General features: G+C 60.3%; 11 protein-coding genes. 5 read left to right on the top strand and 6 right to left on the bottom strand.

Features of this window, described 5'->3' with window-relative positions:
- Nucleotides 1-3: 3 nt before the first annotated feature.
- A complete protein-coding gene (locus tag CENROD_RS03820) occupies nt 4-1,146 on the bottom strand; it encodes an anhydro-N-acetylmuramic acid kinase (protein WP_022771787.1) in 1,143 nt (380 codons plus the stop codon).
- Nucleotides 1,147-1,233: 87 nt separating this feature from the next.
- Nucleotides 1,234-2,634 carry a peptidoglycan DD-metalloendopeptidase family protein gene (locus CENROD_RS03815; RefSeq protein ID WP_081699920.1) on the bottom strand — a complete coding sequence of 467 codons (1,401 nt, stop codon included), beginning with the start codon at nt 2,632-2,634 and terminating at the stop codon, nt 1,234-1,236.
- A gap of 571 nt (nt 2,635-3,205) precedes the next feature.
- On the opposite strand from CENROD_RS03815, the gene tyrS reads away from it, so the two are divergent.
- Complete coding sequence (gene tyrS / locus CENROD_RS03810) at nt 3,206-4,444, top strand: tyrosine--tRNA ligase (protein ID WP_022771783.1); 1,239 nt, start codon at nt 3,206-3,208, stop codon at nt 4,442-4,444.
- Nucleotides 4,445-4,483: 39 nt separating this feature from the next.
- Here the strand turns inward: tyrS and CENROD_RS12390 are convergent, their stop codons facing one another.
- Nucleotides 4,484-8,170 carry a PAS domain S-box protein gene (locus CENROD_RS12390; RefSeq protein WP_187292331.1) on the bottom strand — a complete coding sequence of 1,229 codons (3,687 nt, stop codon included), beginning with the start codon at nt 8,168-8,170 and terminating at the stop codon, nt 4,484-4,486.
- 438 nt (nt 8,171-8,608) lie between these two features.
- Between CENROD_RS12390 and rodA the strand changes: the two genes are divergently transcribed.
- Nucleotides 8,609-9,763, top strand: a complete 1,155-nt coding sequence (gene rodA / locus CENROD_RS03800; RefSeq protein ID WP_022771781.1) for a rod shape-determining protein RodA — start codon at nt 8,609-8,611, stop codon at nt 9,761-9,763.
- 39 nt (nt 9,764-9,802) lie between these two features.
- Here the strand turns inward: rodA and CENROD_RS03795 are convergent, their stop codons facing one another.
- Nucleotides 9,803-10,579 carry a hypothetical protein gene (locus CENROD_RS03795; RefSeq protein WP_151194578.1) on the bottom strand — a complete coding sequence of 259 codons (777 nt, stop codon included), beginning with the start codon at nt 10,577-10,579 and terminating at the stop codon, nt 9,803-9,805.
- Here CENROD_RS03795 and CENROD_RS13495 point away from each other — a divergent pair.
- Nucleotides 10,578-10,799: a hypothetical protein gene (locus tag CENROD_RS13495; RefSeq protein WP_151194577.1), complete on the top strand. Its 222-nt coding sequence runs from the start codon at nt 10,578-10,580 to the stop codon at nt 10,797-10,799. The genes CENROD_RS03795 and CENROD_RS13495 overlap by 2 nt on opposite strands.
- A gap of 365 nt (nt 10,800-11,164) precedes the next feature.
- The gene (locus tag CENROD_RS03790; RefSeq protein ID WP_022771778.1) at nt 11,165-12,682 is read left to right on the top strand and encodes a Ppx/GppA phosphatase family protein; all 1,518 of its coding nucleotides are present in this window, start codon (nt 11,165-11,167) and stop codon (nt 12,680-12,682) included.
- A gap of 142 nt (nt 12,683-12,824) precedes the next feature.
- On the opposite strand, the gene CENROD_RS14475 is transcribed toward CENROD_RS03790, so the two are convergent.
- Both CENROD_RS14475 and CENROD_RS03780 read right to left on the bottom strand, forming a co-directional pair.
- Nucleotides 12,825-14,615, bottom strand: a complete 1,791-nt coding sequence (locus CENROD_RS14475) for a methyl-accepting chemotaxis protein (RefSeq protein ID WP_022771777.1) — start codon at nt 14,613-14,615, stop codon at nt 12,825-12,827.
- 137 nt (nt 14,616-14,752) lie between these two features.
- A complete protein-coding gene (locus CENROD_RS03780; protein WP_022771776.1) occupies nt 14,753-15,217 on the bottom strand; it encodes a rhodanese-like domain-containing protein in 465 nt (154 codons plus the stop codon).
- Nucleotides 15,218-15,445: 228 nt separating this feature from the next.
- Between CENROD_RS03780 and CENROD_RS12385 the strand changes: the two genes are divergently transcribed.
- A complete protein-coding gene (locus tag CENROD_RS12385; RefSeq protein ID WP_022771775.1) occupies nt 15,446-18,949 on the top strand; it encodes an EAL domain-containing protein in 3,504 nt (1,167 codons plus the stop codon).
- Nucleotides 18,950-18,967: the final 18 nt, after the last annotated feature.

Here is an 18,967-nt window from a genome sequence, read left to right as displayed (position 1 = left end):
ACCCTACCGCCCGGGGTACCAGGCACCCAGGATGCGAGGCCCGCTCGCACCTGTTACGCGGGGCAGAGGCAGGGCGATGCGGTGCTGGGCCAGCAGCGCCATCCAAGCGAAGGCGCACGCTTCGACCATCGTGGCGTGCAGGCCGTAGTCGTCGGAAATGCCTACCTGCACTTCAGGCAGCCGTTGTTGGATTCGCCCCAGCACATGCCGGTTGTACGCACCGCCACCGCAGACGATGAGCCGTTGGCAGCCTGGGGCGTAGCGCAACACGCAGTCTGCGCAGGAGGCTGCGGTCAGCTCTGCCAGCGTGGCTTGGACATCGGCGGCGGGCACATCGGCAAAGTCTTGGCAATGCACTGCAAGCCATGCTTCGTGAAAGCGATCCCGCCCTGTGCTTTTGGGCGGGGGGCGATGGAAGTACGGGTCGCTGCCCATCCTTTGTAGTAGGTCCCCATGCACCCGACCCGTAGCTGCCCAGGCCCCATCGCGATCCATGGGCTGCCCCAGGTGGCGACGCGCCCAGGCATCCATCAGCACGTTGCCGGGGCCGCAGTCGAAGCCTATCCCATCGTTGTCGGCGCCCGCAACCAACACCGATAGGTTGGCGATGCCACCGAGGTTCAGTACGGCAGTGGAGGTGCCGTCACTGCCGAATGCAAGGCGGTGGAAGAAGGGGACGAGCGGGGCGCCTTGCCCCCCTGCGGCGACGTCCCGGCTGCGGAAATCGGCCACGACGTCGATTCCCGTTCGTTCTGCCAGCAAGGCGGGGTTGGCAAGCTGGATTGTGTAACCGTGCAGCGGGTCTTGGGGGGAGGGGCTGTGGCGAACGGTTTGGCCGTGCGCACCGATGGTGTCGATGTCTTGCGCATCCATCGCGGCATCCTGCAACAGTTGTTGCACGACGTGGGCATACACCTCCATCAATGCGTTCGAGGCCAGGGCGGCGCGGTGCAATTCGTCATTGCCGCTGTGTTGCAGCGCGAGGAGCTCGCCAGCCAACGCGGGGGGCATGGCTTGGCTGGCGCGCGCCACAACCTGGAAAGCTGCCCCATCGATGCGCAACAGCACCCCGTCCACGCCGTCGAGGGAGGTGCCAGACATCAGCCCGACAGCCACACCCCGTAAGGCGCTAACGTTGGCAAACATTTCTTGCGGGAGAGGGCTGGGGGGTGAGATATCCAGCCTACGGTTTGGCAGTGCTAGGAGAGCGCGGCTACCTGGACGGCTGCCGGATCATTGCATGCTGGTGGGTTCGATTTGCCGCGCAGCAGCGAGGTGCTGGCGCATCTGGGTGGCGATGCGTTCGAAAGAAGGACGCATCGCAGTCGGCAAGGATGGGGAGGCAGCTTGGCGTGCGATGGTCAGGGGGTCGATGTGGACGCCGGATACGCGGAACTCGAAGTGCAGATGCGGGCCGGTTGCCCAGCCAGTGGATCCCACTGCGCCGATGCGTTGCCCTTGGGTGATGGTTTGCCCCTTACGGACATCGATACGGCTCAGGTGCCCGTACACCGTCGAGTTTTTGGCATCGTGTTGAACGAAGACGACATTGCCATAGCCTCCCTGCCGACCCGTGAAGGTCACGACGCCGTCTCCCACCGAGCGGATGGGGGTGCCGGTGGGCGCAGCGTAGTCGATGCCACGGTGATGCCGCATCGTTCCGAGGATGGGATGCAGACGCATCGAAAACCCGCTGGTGATGCGGGAAAACGCCACGGGGGACGCCAGGAAAGGCTTGCGCAGGCTTAGCCCTTCGGGGGTGAAGTAGGCGCCGGTTCCTTGCGATCCAGCGAACCACATCGCCCGGTAGGTCTTGCCACGGTTGACGAACTCTGCGGCCAGAACCTTGCCGGTGCGCAGCACTTCTCCGTCTGCTTCCAGGGTTTCGTATACGACGGAAAAACGGTCTCCCTTGCGCAGGGCGCGATGGAAGTCGATGTCGCCGGAAAAAATTTCCGCCAATTCCAAAGCGATGCTGTCCGGTACGGATGCTGCGTCGGCGGCGGCAAATAGCGAGCTGCGGATCGTCGCGCTGGCCAGCCGGGTCGAACGTTCCAACGTTGCGCTTTCCAACAAGGAGCGAAAGCCGGAATCCGTGCGCTCGACGACGAGGCGGAGAAATGGAGAGGGTTTGTCCAAGGAGGGTTCTTCCGCAGCCCAGCGCGCCACGAGGCGATGCATCTGCCGGTTGGGCAGCGATTCCGTGCTGACGAACTTTCCGCTACGCCCCAGAATCTGGCGGGCCGTGGGGTCATTGCGCAGGAAGGCGGCAGCGGCGGGGTCATCGACCCCCATGCGTCGCAATAAGGTATCCGCCGTATCGTTGTGGCGCGTGGTGTCCGAGCGATACAGCAGCAGTGGGGCGGGTTCTGCGGCACCTGCTTCCTCGTCTGCATTGCTGCCAATCTGGGTCAGGTTCGCAACGGATTCCAGCACGTCACGAACGGGAAGATCGGCAGCATCCGGGGCGAGGGACACCACAGCCAACGCAGCGCCAGCGCCCGTGAGCCACACTGCGGCCAGCAAAGAGAGAACTTGCCTGGTCGGCCGCGTAAATAGTGAGGACAGTAGCGAAGACAGCAGCGAGGAAAAAAGAGGGGGTGTGGGGGCAGTGCGCAATGAGTAGGGAGACAACGAAGAGGCAGGGAGAGCAACGGGGCGGAAGCGGGGGGAAGTACGGGGTTCGATCACTGCGCAGTCCACGAGACGTTGGGAAAAGAACCGGTACGACGCAGGGGCCGACCCGGGGCAAGACGCACCCCGTTAGTCCATGGCACAAGGCAATCCAAGCATGCTGGAGCGCTTGCGGAAGGTACGAGAGGCGTGGGGAATGTGCCGCAGAAGCCGGGGCGCAACACCCACGACATTGGCTGGACGAAAACCTAGAATCTTGCGGATTCCAGTTCGGCGCGGCTTTCAAACCAATGCTGTAAGTATAGCGGTCGTATAGCTGGCTTATCGCCGCCTTTCGTCGCCAATACAGCAGCCCATAGCAGCAAATAGCGGCAAATAGCAGCCAATAGTCGCATGTAGCAGGCTATAGCTGTGTATTGCGGCCTAAAGCGGTGTGTATAGCGGTGTAAAGCGGTCCATTCTTGTCGGACGGTTTTTCCTTCGCTCCCCAGTTCTTTTTTCGGGGTTGCCGAAAGTGTCGTGGTCGTTGCATGGCAATCGGCCTATTCGTTTTCTTTCTCCCCCCTTTGTTATGAGTGCCAATCCCGTCGTCAGTGAGCGCGTTCGCGAAGCGTTGGCCTTGACTTTGCGAGGCTGCGAATCGCTGGTCTCCGAGCAGGAATGGGCTGCCAAATTGGCGCGTTCCGAGGCTACGCGCACCCCGTTGCGCATCAAGCTGGGGCTGGACCCGACAGCCCCGGACATCCACCTCGGGCACACCGTTGTACTCAACAAGATGCGGCAATTGCAGGATTTGGGTCATACCATCGTGCTGCTGATTGGTGATTTCACGACCCTGATCGGCGACCCGACCGGCAGAAACAGCATGCGGCCTTCCCTTTCCCGCGAGCAGATCGAAGCCAATGCACAGACCTATTTCCGCCAGGCATCCCTAGTGCTTGATGCGCAGCGGACGGAGATTCGCTACAACAGCGAGTGGTTCGACGCGATGGGAGCGCGGGGCTTGGTGCAGTTGGCTGCGCGGTACACGGTGGCGCGGATGATGGAGCGCAATGATTTCCATGACCGTTTTCGCGCTGGCTTGCCGATTGGGCTGCACGAGTTTCTCTACCCATTGATGCAGGGGCACGATTCCGTGGTTTTGCGCAGCGACCTCGAAGTCGGGGGAACCGACCAGCAATTCAATTTGCTCATGGGCCGACATTTGCAGGCAGAGTGTGGGCAGGAGCCGCAGTGCATCCTGACGATGCCGTTGCTTGAAGGCTTGGATGGGGTCGACAAAATGTCCAAGAGCAAGGGGAACTACATCGCCGTGTGTGAGGACGCCAACACGATGTATGCCAAGGTGCTCAGCATTTCCGATGCACTGATGTGGCGTTGGTACCCCTTGTTGAGTTTCGAGTCGGCATCGCGCATTGCCGCGCTGCAGCGCGAAGTGGAGGAAGGGCGCAACCCCAAGGAGGCGAAAGTTGCCCTGGCGCGCGAGATTACGGCGCGTTTTCACGGCGCTGCCGCTGCGCGTGCTGCGGAGGAAGACTTTGCTTTGCGTAGCGCCGGAGGCATCCCCCACGACATCCGGGAGGTGGATATCCCCCTCGAAGCCGGGGAGCACGCCACCGGCATTGGGGCGTTGTGCAAGCGCGTGGGGCTGACTGCGTCGATCGGCGAGGCCAACAGGTTGATCGACGCAGGGGGGGTGCGCGTGGATGGCTGCGCGGTGTCGGACAAAGCGCTGCGGCTTGGAACCGGAACCTACGTGCTACAGGTTGGGAAGCGCAAGTTCGTTCGCGTCACGCTCCAAGCAGCGTAGCCCGGGCTGCCGGTCCTCCGTAGAGCGGCCATTACGTCATTACGCAGCGCGCCCAGTCACCTTCCGTAGCATCTGTACCAGCCCGTTGATGTGGAAGGGCTTGCCGACGTGTTCGTTCATCCCCGCTTCGAGGCACGCGGTGCGGTCGGAATCCATGGCGTTGGCGGTCATCGCGACGATGGGCAGGGTATCGGCATCGCGGTATTCGCGCAGTACGCGGGTGGCGGTGAGGCCATCCATCACGGGCATCTGCATGTCCATTAACACCACGTCGAAGGGCGTTTCGCTGGCCAATACGGCATCGACTGCTTCTTGACCGTCTTCTGTCAAGGTGACGAGAGCGCCTTCTCCACGGAGCAATTCTTGGGCGATCTGGCGATTGACCGCGTTATCTTCGGCAACCAGAATGCGCATGCCCTGTAGCCGGGAGCCTGGGGCATCGCTCGCCGTCTGCGTCGAAGGCTGGGGCATGGCGTCGAACGCAACGGTCTGGAGAGGAACGGTGAAGTGAAACTGGCTTCCGCTGCCTAGTTCGCTTTGCAATTCGAGCTTGCCGCCCATCAATGCAATCAACCGCTGGCTGATTGCCAAACCCAGGCCGGTTCCGCCGTAGCGGCGGCTGGTAGAAGATTCCGCTTGCGTGAACCCGCTGAAGATGCGTGCCTGGTTCTCCGGGGCGATGCCAATGCCTTCGTCTTGCACCGAGAACTGCACATGCACGGCGTCGGGGGTATGGTGTACTGCGCGGATTGACAAGGTGACGCGCCCTTTGGGGGTGAACTTGACGGCGTTGCCGCAGAGGTTGACCAACACCTGTTTGATGCGCATGGAGTCACCGGTCAGCATCGCAGGCAGCGCGGGGTCGATGTCGGGTTCATATTGCACGGGGCGATTGCCGATGTAGGCATCGACGATGACCCGCAGATCCGACACCAGTTGCGCTAGATGGAACGGATGGGGGTCGAGCGTCATCTTGCCTGCCTCAGCCTTGGAAAGGTCAAGGATGTCGTTGATGAGCGCCAACAGCGATTGCGCCGCGCTTTCACTCTTGCTGGCGTAATCCGCCTGTTGGGGGCTTAGCTCCGTCTTGCGCAGCAACGTAAGCATGCCGAGCACCGCATTCATGGGGGTGCGAATCTCGTGGCTCATATTGGCCAGGAACTGGCTCTTGGATCGCGAGGCCTCTTGGGCAGCTTCGGTGGCGGCAACCAGGTCGGTGATATCGACACGGAACCCCACTGTGTATCCATTGGGCATGCGGCGTTCGACGATCCGCAGCGTGCGCCCATCGTTGAGCCGCTGGTTGAAGCGGGAAGACGATTTCCGGTGCAAAGCCAACCGCTCCGCAAGCCATTGCTCTGCATCTGGTGTATCCAGTTGGAATTGGCCCCGTTCGATCCCGACCCGTAACACAGACTCAAAGCTGTGCCCCGGCTGGATGACATCGGTGCAGAGCGGGTATACATCCCGGTATCGCTGGTTGCAGATGACGAGCGTGTCTTGGTCGTCGTACAGCGCAAAGGCGTCGTCGAGTGCATCAATCGACCCGGCCAGCAAGTCTGCGTATTGCTGCGCCAACGCTTCGCTGCGGCGGCGCTCGGTGATTTCCTCGAAGAGATAGAACCGGCCGAAGTAGTGGTCTTTTTCGTCCCGGATTTGCGTGGAAAACCAGCGTACTGTGCGCTTGCCGACAAAAGCAAGCTCGCCTTCGACCGTGCTACGGTTTTCGGGGTCGAGCAGTTCGTTGTCCGGGCCGCAGTCCACGCAATCGTTGGACAACATGGGTTGACAGGTAGCGCGCAATGCCGCGAACCCCATGCGCCCTGCGTCCACGTCGCCAGACAGTGCGGAAATGCCCCAGATTTCGTAAAACCGCCGGTTGGAATACAACACCTTGTCGGTACGGCCATCGACGACGAGAAACCCGAGGGGAGAAGACTCGGACATCATCCGCAGCAGGGACTGGTTCCAGTGCAGGGACTGTTCGGCCAGCTTGCGTGCAGTGATGTCGATGCGGATGCCTACAAACTTGGCGGGTTTGCCATCGTCGCCAATGAAGGACGCAATGAAGGTGTCGACCCAGAATAGGCTTAGATCCTTGGCCCTGTTGCAGACTTCGCCCCTCCACGGGTAGCCGCTGCGGATGCATGTCCACATGTCGTCCCAGAACGAGCTGGGATGTATGCCGGAGTGGAGGATCTTGTGGTTGTGCCCGATAAGCTCTTCGCGGCTGTATCCGCTGATGTGACAAAACGCATCGTTGACGCTGGTGATGCACCCATGCTCGTCGGTGGTCGAGACGATGCCGAACAGGTCGAGCGTGCTCATGAGCGCATCGTTTTCCCGCATGGCAGACTCCAGTCTGCTTTGCTGCTGCTTGCGCTCGGTGATGTCGGATTCGACGGCCAGAAAGCCAGTCACGCTGCCCTGGGAATCGTGGATCGGCTGGATATCCATCGATAGCCAGTATTCCTTGCCGTCTCTGCGCCGATTGAGAAGTTCACCCTGGAATCCTCTGCCTGCGTTGAGCGCCTCGCGCATTTGTCGGATCGTCGCCGGATCTGTATTCCTGCACTGGAGCAGGCTGGGCGACCTGCCCACGACTTCTTCGGCGGTGTATCCGCTAAGCCGTTCGAAACCAGGATTGACCCAAGTGATGCGCCGTTTGAGGTCGGTAATGATGACGGCGTTGGAGGTGTTTTGCGCGACGAGGGCCAGCCGTTGCAAATCCTGCGTCATGCTCTGTGCCAACAGTTCCGCTCTACGGCGTTTGTTGACTTGCAACCAGAGCAACAGCGCCAGCAATGTGCTGGTGAACGAACCACCCAGACCAATCAACCACGCCAACGGATTGGCCATTGCATGCGTGTAGCTGGAACTACTGGTGACGATCAGCGACAAGGATCGCCCGTAGATTTCGATGGGCAGGGTGGATTGGAACTGTTGCCCGGCGGGAGTCATGTTCTGGAATAGCAGCTTGGGCCGTCCTTGCGCGGGAGCGTCGTCGTACAAACTCAACCCAAGGTATTCGGAGGTCATGAGGTCAACCCCGCTGAGCAATTCATGCAGCGAGAGAGGTGCGTACAGCACGCCCAGCAGCGCGGTGCGGCGCGTAGCGGGGGAATGGGTCCACGCTCCAGACCGGTATACCGGGAGGTACAGCACCGTACCGATCGAGTGGAAATGATCGCGAAGCAGATGTACTGGAGCAGTCAACGTCGGCGTACCCCGGTCGATGGCCGACTCGATGGCATGACGACGGTGGGCTTCGGAACCCACATCCACACCCAACCCGCCTGTGTTACGACCGTTAGGCTCGTAGTACTTGATGAGGTAGAGAGGGTCATCGTCAGTGATGCCCAAATCATGGATCTGTAGGTCGGGTGCTTGATCGGCTCGTTCTTGTTCGAGCCACTGTGGCAAGGCATCGCGGGGAACCCTCTCTATCCATCCGATGCCACGAATCCCCGCAAAAAGAAAAACGAAATCCTGGGCGGATGCGTATTGCGCAAATTGCAGCCGATGGAAGTCCGGTGAGTGGAGAACGTGGGTACGCGTCGTGCTCAGCAGATATAGCGGGCGTTGAAGTCGGAGAATGACTTCGTGCCGGACGCTGTCGGCGATGCGATGGAACTGGTCTTCCGCAGTCCGCATCAGCCGGTGTTCGACGCTGATGGCCGTCAGTACGGACGCAGACGTTCCCAGCAGCCAGATCCCAAGGGCCAAGCCAAAAATACGAATCCGGGGCCACAGGGGAGACAAAGTACGCCAGAACACGAAAACGCAGGGGAGGAGATACCGCAGACACTGCCCAACGGCTACCGTGGGCAGAGGGGGAAGAGGGGAAAGAGGGGAAAGAGGGGAAAGAGAGAAGAATTTTGAGTGTATCAACCGCGATTCCACCTTGAACCCAGATAGTCCACTAGGCGCACCTTCGGTGCTGTTTCCGTGCAGGCGGCGCATTGGCGGCCATTTTTGCCCTTCTTCGTTGTTCATAGCTCAAGCTATGAACGCCTCAGTCAGGCCAAAACTGCCTCGCCACTGCATCCACCTGCCCTGCAAACCCTAGTGGACTATCTGGGTTGAACTGATCCATCAGTTCACGGAGGGAATCGATGTCCGGGGGGTCGGTGACCACCCAAGCTGCTTTGGGATAATTTTCCCGTGGCTACTGCGCTGTCCAACCCCACGTTGATGCACCGCCTGTTCCGTTGGGTGCAGGGGTTCGATGTCCCGTTGGCTATTGCGGCGGTGGGGTTGGCTGGTCTGGGGTTGCTGGTGATGTATTCCTCCGGTCATGACCATGGCACCCGTTTCGTCGATCACGCCCGCAACATGCTCATTGCTTTGGCTGTCCTGCTGGTGGTGATGCACATTCCGCCCCAGAGATGGATGGAGCTGGCCGTTCCTGTCTACGTCGTGGGTGTGTGCTTGCTGGTAGCCGTGGCGCTCTTTGGCGTGGCGCGCAAGGGGGCGCAGCGCTGGCTTGATGTGGGCATCACGATTCAGCCCAGCGAGGTGCTCAAAATCGCCGTTCCGCTCGTGCTGGCATGGTGGTTTCAGAAGCGCGAAGGCCAGCTCCGCGCTGCGGACTTTCTGGTGGCTTTTGCCATGCTGTCGATTCCGGTCGGGCTGATCATGCATCAGCCGGATTTGGGTACGGCGCTGCTCGTACTGACTGCGGGCATGGCGGTGATGTACTTTGCCGGGTTGAGCTGGACCTTGGTACTGCCCCCCCTGATCCTGGGCGGTGTGGGCATTTTGCTGCTGATCGTGTGGGAACCGGAACTGTGCGCGCAGGGCGTGCGCTGGCCCGTGTTGTATGACTACCAGCAGCAGCGAGTGTGTACTTTGCTCGACCCATGGAAAGACCCCCTTGGCAAGGGGTTTCACATCATCCAGGGAATGATCGCCATTGGCTCTGGTGGGGTGTGGGGCAAGGGATTCATGAAAGGGACGCAGACACACCTGGAGTTCATCCCGGAGCGGACGACCGACTTCGTTTTTGCCGCCTACGCTGAAGAATTCGGATTGCTGGGAGTGCTGGTGCTGGTGGCGCTCTATGTGTCGCTGGTATTGCGTGCCCTGGCGATTGCGGTCGATGCACCCACGATGTTTGCCCGGCTTCTTGGTGGGGCCATTGCGGTCATCATTTTTTGTTATGCCTTCGTCAATCTGGGCATGGTCAGCGGCATCCTTCCCGTCGTCGGTATTCCGTTGCCCTTTTTGAGCTATGGGGGCACGGCGATGGTTACCCTGGGCGTATGTCTGGGGATCCTGATGTCGATCGCCCGATCACGTCGGCTCATGCCGGGTTGAACCCAGATAGTCCATGAGGCGCACCTTGGGAACATGCGCTCAGAGATCGACCTGGTGCATGGTTTTGACGTCCCCGGCTTCAGTCAGGAAGACTCCCGAGCTGCGTACCTGCCCCAGCGTGCGGTGGTCGTCAGTCTGTACGGAGAAGGGGGTTTGTACCCGCCCTAGATAGAGCGCTCCCACGCCGGATTGTTCGAGCGTGGACAGCGTTTGTGCGCCCTGGGCATCGGCCGTCCACACACGCAATTGCGAGAAGACGGGATCGTTTTCGTCGATCCAGCCATTGCCGTCTTGGTCGTGCTCTGCCAGGTCTGCAAAGCCGTCTCCGCTGCGGGGGCCAAAAAGCTCGCTGCCGTCGTCGATGGCGCCATTCCCATTGCGATCCAGTGCCAGGAACCCGCTGCCCGTGGCGGGCATGGCAATGCTGTCGAGGGTGCCATCGACGTTCAGGTCGAACGAAAACTGCATGTCTTGCAATTCCACGCCGGTACCGTCGAATTGCAGGAGCAGCGGATCGGTGAGGGGGGCAGCGGCTTGCTGCGTCCCAATCCGTGTGGACTGGTAGCTTTCTTGGACGTATGCGCGGTGCATTTCCAGCTCGACGTCGAAGGCAAATGCCTGCCCGTCCGCAGTCTGGATGACTCCTTCTGCGCGGAAACGGGTCGATTCCATTTCGGCCACGCGCTCGTAGGTGGCCAATTCCATATCGACGGAAGAGGATTGCATCGACTGGCGTATCGACACCCGGGCATCCTCGCGGGACGCCGCGTGTGCCTGGAAGACGCGCACGGGCTGGCCCGTGAGGGCTTCGATCATGTTCGCCAGAAGGCGCATCTTCGGTTCCAGGGGCGAAGAATCCGAAGAAGAGACGCCTTTGGCGTTCTCTGAGGCTGAGGATGCCATCGACCGGGCAAGCGCATCCTGGGCAGCCCGCGATAGGGAGAACGTCACCCCCGCAGGGTTCGCTCTAGTTGCGGGCTGTTCGTTGCCTGACGATATCCGCAAGGAGGTTTGCTGGGTGCGATGGGAAGCCTGAGTGTGCTCTCCGTACAAGCTGATGTTGGATTGCATGATCTTCATTGCCGATCCCCTTGTGGATGAAACCCGTCAGCGTGCATGCTGGAAATAGGGTTACATGATTCATCGGCGAAATGGAACGGGACTTCAGGGTTTTTTTCGCTTTATCGGAGTGGGCAATGTGCCGAAAAAGATGCCCCTGCTTGTACGCCGGGGGTATGCGGGGGCCAGCGTCGACAAAGGTACGATCCAAAACTTTTGGACTTACGCTACATCGCCCCAGCGTCGTTCCACCCACTTGCCGTACTGCTTGGTACTGTCTGCGAGGGTATGCATCGCTGGGACGATTTTGCGTACGTCCTGGCTTTGTTGATAGGGGGAGCCATGAAGAATGCGACGCTATGGGCTGCTATCGATTTGGGGTCTAACAGCTTTCGGTTGGAGATCGGCACGGCGGACAACGGCCGCTATGTGCGAACCGAGTACCGCAAGGAGACGATCCGCCTGGGTGGGGGGTTGGATGCAGCGCGGAACCTCCAACCGGAAGCGCTGCAAAAAGCCTGGGATTGCGTCGCAGCCTTTGGCAAGCGAATCCAGGGCTTTCCCAAAGAGAACGTGCGTGCCGTGGCCACGCAAACCGTGCGGGAGGCGAAGAATCGCGATGAATTCTTGGTTCGCGCCACCGAGCTGCTGGGATACCCGATCGACTTGATCTCCGGCAGGGAAGAGGCAAGGCTGATCTACGCCGGAGTGGCGCAGGCCATTCCTCCCACGCCAGAGGAGCGAAGGCTGGTCATCGACATCGGTGGAAGATCGACCGAAGTCATCCTGGGGCAGGGGTTGCGGCCGGGGTTCATGGAGTCGTACCGGCTAGGGAGCATTTCCTGGTCGCAGCGGTTTTTTGGGCAAGGGGTGTGGTCGGCCCAGGCCTTCGATGTCGCGCAGATTGCTGCCAAAGCCGTGATCGACGAAGCGCTGGTGCATTGCGGCAGTGGTTTGTGGGATAAGGCGTATGGTTCGGCGGGGACAGTCAATGCCGTTGGGGATGCGCTGGTTGCAGCGGGCTATGCGCCGGGGGAAGTGTGCATGGAGGGTTTGGCATGGTTGCAGGCGCAGCTTATTGCTGCCGGGAACGCAGAAAACTTGGCCATGGAGGGCATCAAGGAAGACCGCAAGGCCATCATCGGCGGGGGCGTGAGCATCCTGCGGGCGCTTTTCGATCTGCTGGGCATACAGACCCTGCGCCAGGCATCGGGCGGGTTGCGCCATGGCCTTTTGGCGGATCTGATGAACCGGGATAGCCAGCACACCGATGTGCAAGCGCACACCGTCGATCGGCTGGTCGAGAAATTTTGCGCCGACCCTGTTCACGGGGAGCGGGTGGCCCGGGTGGCTGCATTGCTCTACGGCCAACTTTGCGCTCCGGGGGCGCCAGAGCGGGACGATACGCCGGGAGCGCGCGAACTGCGCTGGGCGTGCAGGCTGCACGAGATCGGCTGCCATATCTCGCATACGGATGCCCACAAGCACGGCGCGTACATCTTGGAAAACGCGGACGCCATGGGCTTTACCCAGGCACAGCAGCACCGCCTGGGGTTGCTGGTGTTGGGACACCGGGGCAAGCTGCGCAAGCTGAATATCGACTTCGAGGACGAGCCACTCGTGCGGGAATTGTTAGCCTTGCGGCTTGCCGTGGCCCTGTGCCACGCACGGCACGACCCCGATGTGCAGGGCGTTTGCCTGGTTCGTGACCCCCAACGGCGCAATGGCCACCTGCTGCATGTCCATAGCGACTGGGCACGCCGTTTCCCACAATCCGCACACTTGCTGCGGGAAGAAACCCTGGCGTGGCAAAAAACACCCTGCGCTTTCCAAGTCGTGGAAAGCAAACTGGGGGATTGAACCGGCCGCCGAACCCAGGAACCTGGCGTCTCAGTAACCCGGGGTCAGAACAACCAAGGTTCTTCTTGGGGCGCGGTATCGAGACTGTTACTGGTCCTATACCGCAATAGCTACGCCGCGTTGTTGCACCGGATGTATTGGGTTAGAAGGTTTCCCAATCCTCGCTGGCGGCGGCTTCGGGTTGCGGTTCTGGTTTTGCGGCGGCGGGCACCCTTGCGGCGGCTTGGGGTTTGGTTGCGCCAGAGGTGGGAGCGGCCGAAGCAGGTTCGGCGCGACGCTCGTTGCCAGCGAAAGAGTGGGACTGGCTCGAACGCAGCGGTGGCGTGTTAGCACGCTGACGATGACGGGGAGGGGGCATCCAGTCGTGCATGGCGTTGCGGTCGGAAACCCCAAGCTTGAACATGGCAACGGCCTGTACCAACTCTTGGGCTTGGCTGTTGAGGCTGCTGGCCGCTGCGGCCATTTCCTCGACGAGTGCGGCGTTTTGCTGGGTCACTTCATCCATGTGCGAGATGGCTTGGCTTACTTGGAGAACGCCGTGGCTTTGTTCAGAACTCGCGGAGCTGATTTCGCCCATGATGTCGGTGACGCGCTTGATAGCCGATACCACTTCTTCCATCGTCGCGCCAGCTTGATCGACAAGATCGGAGCCTCGTTCCACCTGCTCGACGCTGGCATTGATGAGCGATTTGATTTCCTTGGCTGCTTCCGCGCTGCGCCCTGCAAGCGAACGCACTTCGGAGGCCACTACGGCGAAACCTCGCCCTTGTTCCCCGGCACGTGCTGCTTCCACAGCAGCGTTGAGCGCGAGGATGTTGGTTTGGAAAGCAATGCCGTCGATGACGCTGATGATGTCGTTGATCTTGCGGGAAGAGTCGTTGATGCCTCGCATCGTGTCGACGACCTGGGAGACGACCATGCCCCCTTGCGCGGCGATTGCGCTGGCGTTCATCGCCAGTTGGTTGGCTTGTCGAGCGTTGTCTGCGTTGTGCTGCACGGCGGAATTCAGCTCGTCCATGCTTGACGCAGTCTCTTGCAGCGCAGAAGCCTGGCTTTCCGTGCGGTTGGAAAGATCCAGGTTCCCTTGTGCGATTTCCGCGCTGGCGGTAGCGACGTTTTCCGCACTGCCACGAACTCCGGTGACCACCTGCACCCAACTGTGGCGCAACCCTTCCAGGCACACCAGGATGCGACCAAGCTCATCATTCGAATTGGTAGTGACGGGAACAGTCAGATTCCCCGCAGCCATGTCGTGCATCGAGACTTCTGCGCGTTGGATGGGAATGAAGATGGCACGCCCAGTCATAAACGCTGCAAAAACCAGCGCAGTCAGGCAGACCAGGCCGCATGCCATGCCAATCAGCAGCCACTTCCGACTTTTGGCATCGGCCTCCAAATATGCTTGTTTGGCCTGTTCCTGTACGAGGGGGATGGCAGTTTCCAAGGGCTGCACCACCCCCTTGTGGAGCGTAGGCCATACCTCTTCCAAGACGACGACCAGCGGCTCTTTGGCATCTGTGCCGTATGCCTGCTCTATTTGCGTGAGCACGGAGCTGACTTTGGACCAATTCGACTGCAATGATTTGATGGGTTCCGCTAGTTCTTCAATGTCGTGCAAGGATTGGAAAGCGGGTTGCAATTCGTCCCACAGAGTATTGATGCGGATACGGGAACTCTTGAGGTGCAAGAGTGACCCATGCATGGGAAGCTGATCAAGCAACACTCCCGCAGTACGAAAACGAATTTCCTGTAACAAACCATCGAGCTGCTGCATGCGCACCAACGTCACGGTGCGAGCCTCATATACGTGGGCGAGGGCCGAATGGGCGATACGGTTGGAAACGACGACTACCCCGAGCAGAAAGATCACCCCGAGAACGCTGAGGGCAGATAGCAGCCCCAGGCGGCTGCGTATGGACATATCGCTGGACATGGCGGAGAACTCCGGGATGGGGAACGAGCATTCACGGGGGATGCACCAACCCCGGCGTCTAGCAAAACCTCCTCACGCAATCCCGCCGTACTGCGAGACTGCGCGAGGCAATGGGCGAAGGTGCGATCGTGGAAAACTTATTGGGTGGGCAACCCGGCTTTGATCCAAGCCGGTAAGCCATCACGGAACCAGTAGACCTTGGTGTGCCCAGCCTTGAGCGCGAGGACGGCAGCCTTGTAGCTCTTCCAGCATTCCGCTCCGTTGCAGAAGAAGACGACTGGCACAGACTTGTCGGCGGGGAGTTTGCCGAGGTCGAAGGAATCGATGCTGGCATCGAAGTTCACGTCCTTGGGGCTTTTCTCGCGGTAAAACACCCCTTTGGCGCCCTTGATGGTTTTTTCGGTGAACTCGACCGTCACGCGGGTATCGATGATCGCGCCACCAGCATCTTGAATCTTCTTCACTTCCGCAGGGCCTACGACCGTCACACCTTTGAGGGTAGGGGGAGTCGTCGCTGCCACGGACGGTGCAACGGCAGCGAACCACAACCCTGCCCCCAGCATTGCGACGGATACCACTTTGATGAAACCACGCTTATCCATGAGTTGCTCCCAAGAAAAGTACAAGAAAAATATACCGAAAATGCAAAGAAAAACCCCCCAAAACGAGGGTATCGAGGGGGGGCGAAAACCAGTATAGCCCACGATTTGGGGTTGGCACTGGGGTGCGATACTTGCCGTGAAAGCAGCATGAAAGTGGGTGATTGGCAGGTTTTACGGGGTGGAGTATTGGCGGTGAATGGGTTTCGATTAGTAGGATTTTGCTAGGTAGTGATTCTGACGACGGCGTTGCATACGATGTTCGAGATCTTTCCCTGGACGGCCCATCTGGAAACGTCGATTGCCGAAATCGACGAGCAGCACAAGAACCTGGTGGGATTGCTCAATCGTCTTGCGCAGCAGCACATGCTGGGGGTGCGTGCCTCGGATTTGCTCACCATCCTCGCTGAGCTTGCCGACTATGCGGCGTACCACTTTCGTACCGAAGAACGCATTTGGAAAACAGTACTCGATGGTGACGAGTGGTTCCGGGAACATGTCGAGATCCATCAGAGCTTCGCTGCCCGCATCGATGACCTTCGGTCGCGCAATCGCCCGCTGCAAGCGGTGCTTGACGAGCTGTTCTCCTATTTGACCCGCTGGCTCGCGTTCCACATCCTCGACAGCGATAAGCGCATGGCGTTGGCCATGCAAGCCGTGCGGGCGGGGTTGAGCGTGCAGCTGGCTCATGCGCTGGCCGACGAGCAAATGCGTGGCGCCACGGGCCTGTTGATCCAGACTGTGCTGCACATGTACCAGACGGTGTGCTCGCAGGCCATCGATCTGATGAATGAAAAGCTCGCCCGCCAGCGTGCGGAATCGGCACTGCAGAACAGCGAAGACCGTTGGCGGTTGTTGGTCGGGAGTGATGGAACGGGAGAGGAACCCTCGGTCGAAGAAGTGCTGCGAACGGTGGTTGACAACATCCCCACCGGGCTGGTGGCAGCGGATGCGGCAACGAACTGTTTTCTGTTTGCCAACCGCTGGTTTTGCCAGATGTTGGGGTACCCGCTGGAAGAGTTGCTGGAGCTTGGCCCGCTGGACATCCACCCCAACGAACTCTGGCCGCAGGTTGTCGGTGAATTCGAGCGCATGCGCACGGTGGAACACCGCACAGCGCTCGACATCCCCGTATTACGCAAGGACGGCAGCACCTTTCTGGCCAGGATTGATCGCGTTCCCGTCACCTTGGGGAACAAGGCCAGCATGTTGGCGATCTTCACCGACGTCACCGAACGCCATCGGGCCGAGGAGGCGCTGCGGCACAGCGAATCACATCTGCGGACCTTGCTCGACACCATCCCGGATCTGATCTGGCTCAAAGATCCTCAAGGGGTTTATCTTTCTTGCAACCGCGCCTACGCATCGTTTTTGCATACAGATGAAGCAGGCGTCATCGGAAAAACGGACGCAGACTTTTACCCCGCGCACCAAGTGGCATGGTTTCGCAACCATGACGAAGCGGCCTTGGGAAGCAGCGAGCCGCTCCGGAATGAGGAATGGGTCGATGGCGTGGAGCCAAAAAGGGTACTGTTTGATACGACCAAGGTGCGCCTGCTGGGTGCAGGGAGCAAACTGGTTGGGGTGCTGGGGATTGGCAGGGACGTGACGGAGCGTCACGAGGCTGCCCAAACTTTGGATGCCGAGCGCCTGCGTCTGCAAAACGCCATCGACGCGGCGCAGGCCGGAACCTGGGAATGGGATTTGGTACAAGGTAGGGTGCGTTTCGATGGCCGATCCGCAGCCATTCTCGGGTACCCGGCAGAGCCACCCGGCGATGTCTCCCACGACGAATACCTGGCGCTGATCCACCCGGAGGATCGCGACAAGGAGCGGGAACAGATGGCCCGGCAACTGCGCGGAGAGACGCAGCGGTTCGAGCTGGAAATGCGCTTGCGCCACTGCCAAGGCCACTGGGTGTGGTGCCGCAGCATAGGCCGCGTGATGCAACGCGACGCAATGGGCGCGCCTGTGCTGGTTGTGGGGATCAGCATCGACATCAGCGAGCGCAAGACCCATGACGAGCGTATTGCGTACCTCACGCACCATGACGCACTCACTGGGCTACCCAACCGCAAAGTGTTCGTTGAACTGCTTGATGAAACCATCGCGCTTTGTCCGCGCCGCTTTCCCATCGCCGTGGCCTATATCGATCTCGATGGCTTTGCTGCGCACAACCGCAACTTTGGCGAGGAAGCGGCCAACCGGCTCATCGTCGAGATTGCCCGCCGTCTGGGCAAGGCAGTGGGGGAGGAAGGCTTCCTGGCACATATCGGCGGCGACGAATTTGCGGTGATGCTCCCGCGTCTGGCGCATGTGGGGGCGTATACCGCGCCGGTGGAACGTGTGCTCGCGGCAGTTGCGCAGCCCTTGGACGTGGAAGGAGTGACCCTGACGATCACTGCGAGCGTCGGCCTGGCGGTGCTTGCGCATACCGAGCGCAACGATGCGGAGCAATTGCTGCGCCGGGCAGACCAGGCTATGTATTTGGCCAAACAGGCAGGAAAAAACCGCCACTATGTCTTCGACACCCTCAAGGACGAAAGCAAGCGCGAACGCCTGTTGCGCATCGACGAGGTTCGTCAGGCATTGGCGGCGAACCAATTCGTTCTGTATTACCAGCCCAAGGTGCATTTCACGAGCGGCAGGCTCGTGGGGTTCGAGGCGCTGATCCGTTGGCAGCACCCGGAACGCGGCTTGCTGGCCCCGGCGGCGTTCATCCCTCTACTGGACAAGCACCCCTTGGCGATCAAGCTGGGGGACTGGGTCATCGAAGCCGCTTTGGAGCAAACAGCCAGATGGAATGCGCAGGGGATGCATACCATCGTCAGCGTCAACATCGACGCGCAGCAGTTGTTGGACCCCGACTTTCCCCAAAGGCTGGAACGCCAGCTTGGAGCGTCCCCGACCGTGCAGTCGCACCAGCTTCAGCTCGAAATCCTGGAAACGGGAGCCCTCGAAAACATTGCCCTGGTCTCGGCGCTGATCACGCGGCTGCACGATATGGGCGTGGAATGCGCGCTGGACGACTTTGGCACGGGGTATTCGTCATTGACCTTCCTCAAACAATTGCAGGCCCGCACGCTGAAGATCGACCAAAGCTTTGTACGCGGGATGCTCGACGATGCCGAGCACGCCACGATCGTCAATATCGTGCTGGGGCTGGCGCGCAACTTTGACCGCCGCGTGCTGGCCGAGGGGGTGGAAACCCTGTTGCATGGGCGTGCGCTCATCGAATTTGGCTGCGAATTCGGGCAGGGGTACGCGATTGCCCGGCCCATGCCGGCTTCCGGTGTGCAGCCATGGATCACGTCATGGAGGGCGCCGGAAATGTGGACGCACAGCCGTGCCGTCGGCCCGCAGGACGTGCCTAGTCTGTTGGCTGAAGTAGAGCACCGCGCATGGTGCAAGCAGTTGCGCACGGCGGTGCAGCAACGTACCCAATCTCCCCCGCAGCTTGACCCCAACGGTTGTCGCTTCGGGCAGTGGCTGAACCGGCCCGCGACGCGGCAGCGCTTCGACCACCACCCCGGGTTTGGTTCTTTGCAGAACCTCCACCAGACTTTGCACCAGCGAGCGCAAAAATTGCTGGAGATTGCTTCGGCGCAGCAGGGCGGCCAGGTGACTGCAGAACTGGCTGCCGTCGAAACCTTGAGCCAACGCTTGCTCGACGAATTGCGCAGCCTGCGCAGCGCAGTGCCTTCGACGGGGGAAATCCCGGCACGGCCTCAGTAGCCGCAGTAGCTCTCAGTA

Source organism: Candidatus Symbiobacter mobilis CR, assembly GCF_000477435.1.
Lineage (GTDB): Bacteria > Pseudomonadota > Gammaproteobacteria > Burkholderiales > Burkholderiaceae_C > Rhodoferax > Rhodoferax mobilis.
The sequence above is the reverse complement of the archived record's forward strand: the minus strand, read 5'-3'. Positions and strand labels throughout refer to the sequence as shown.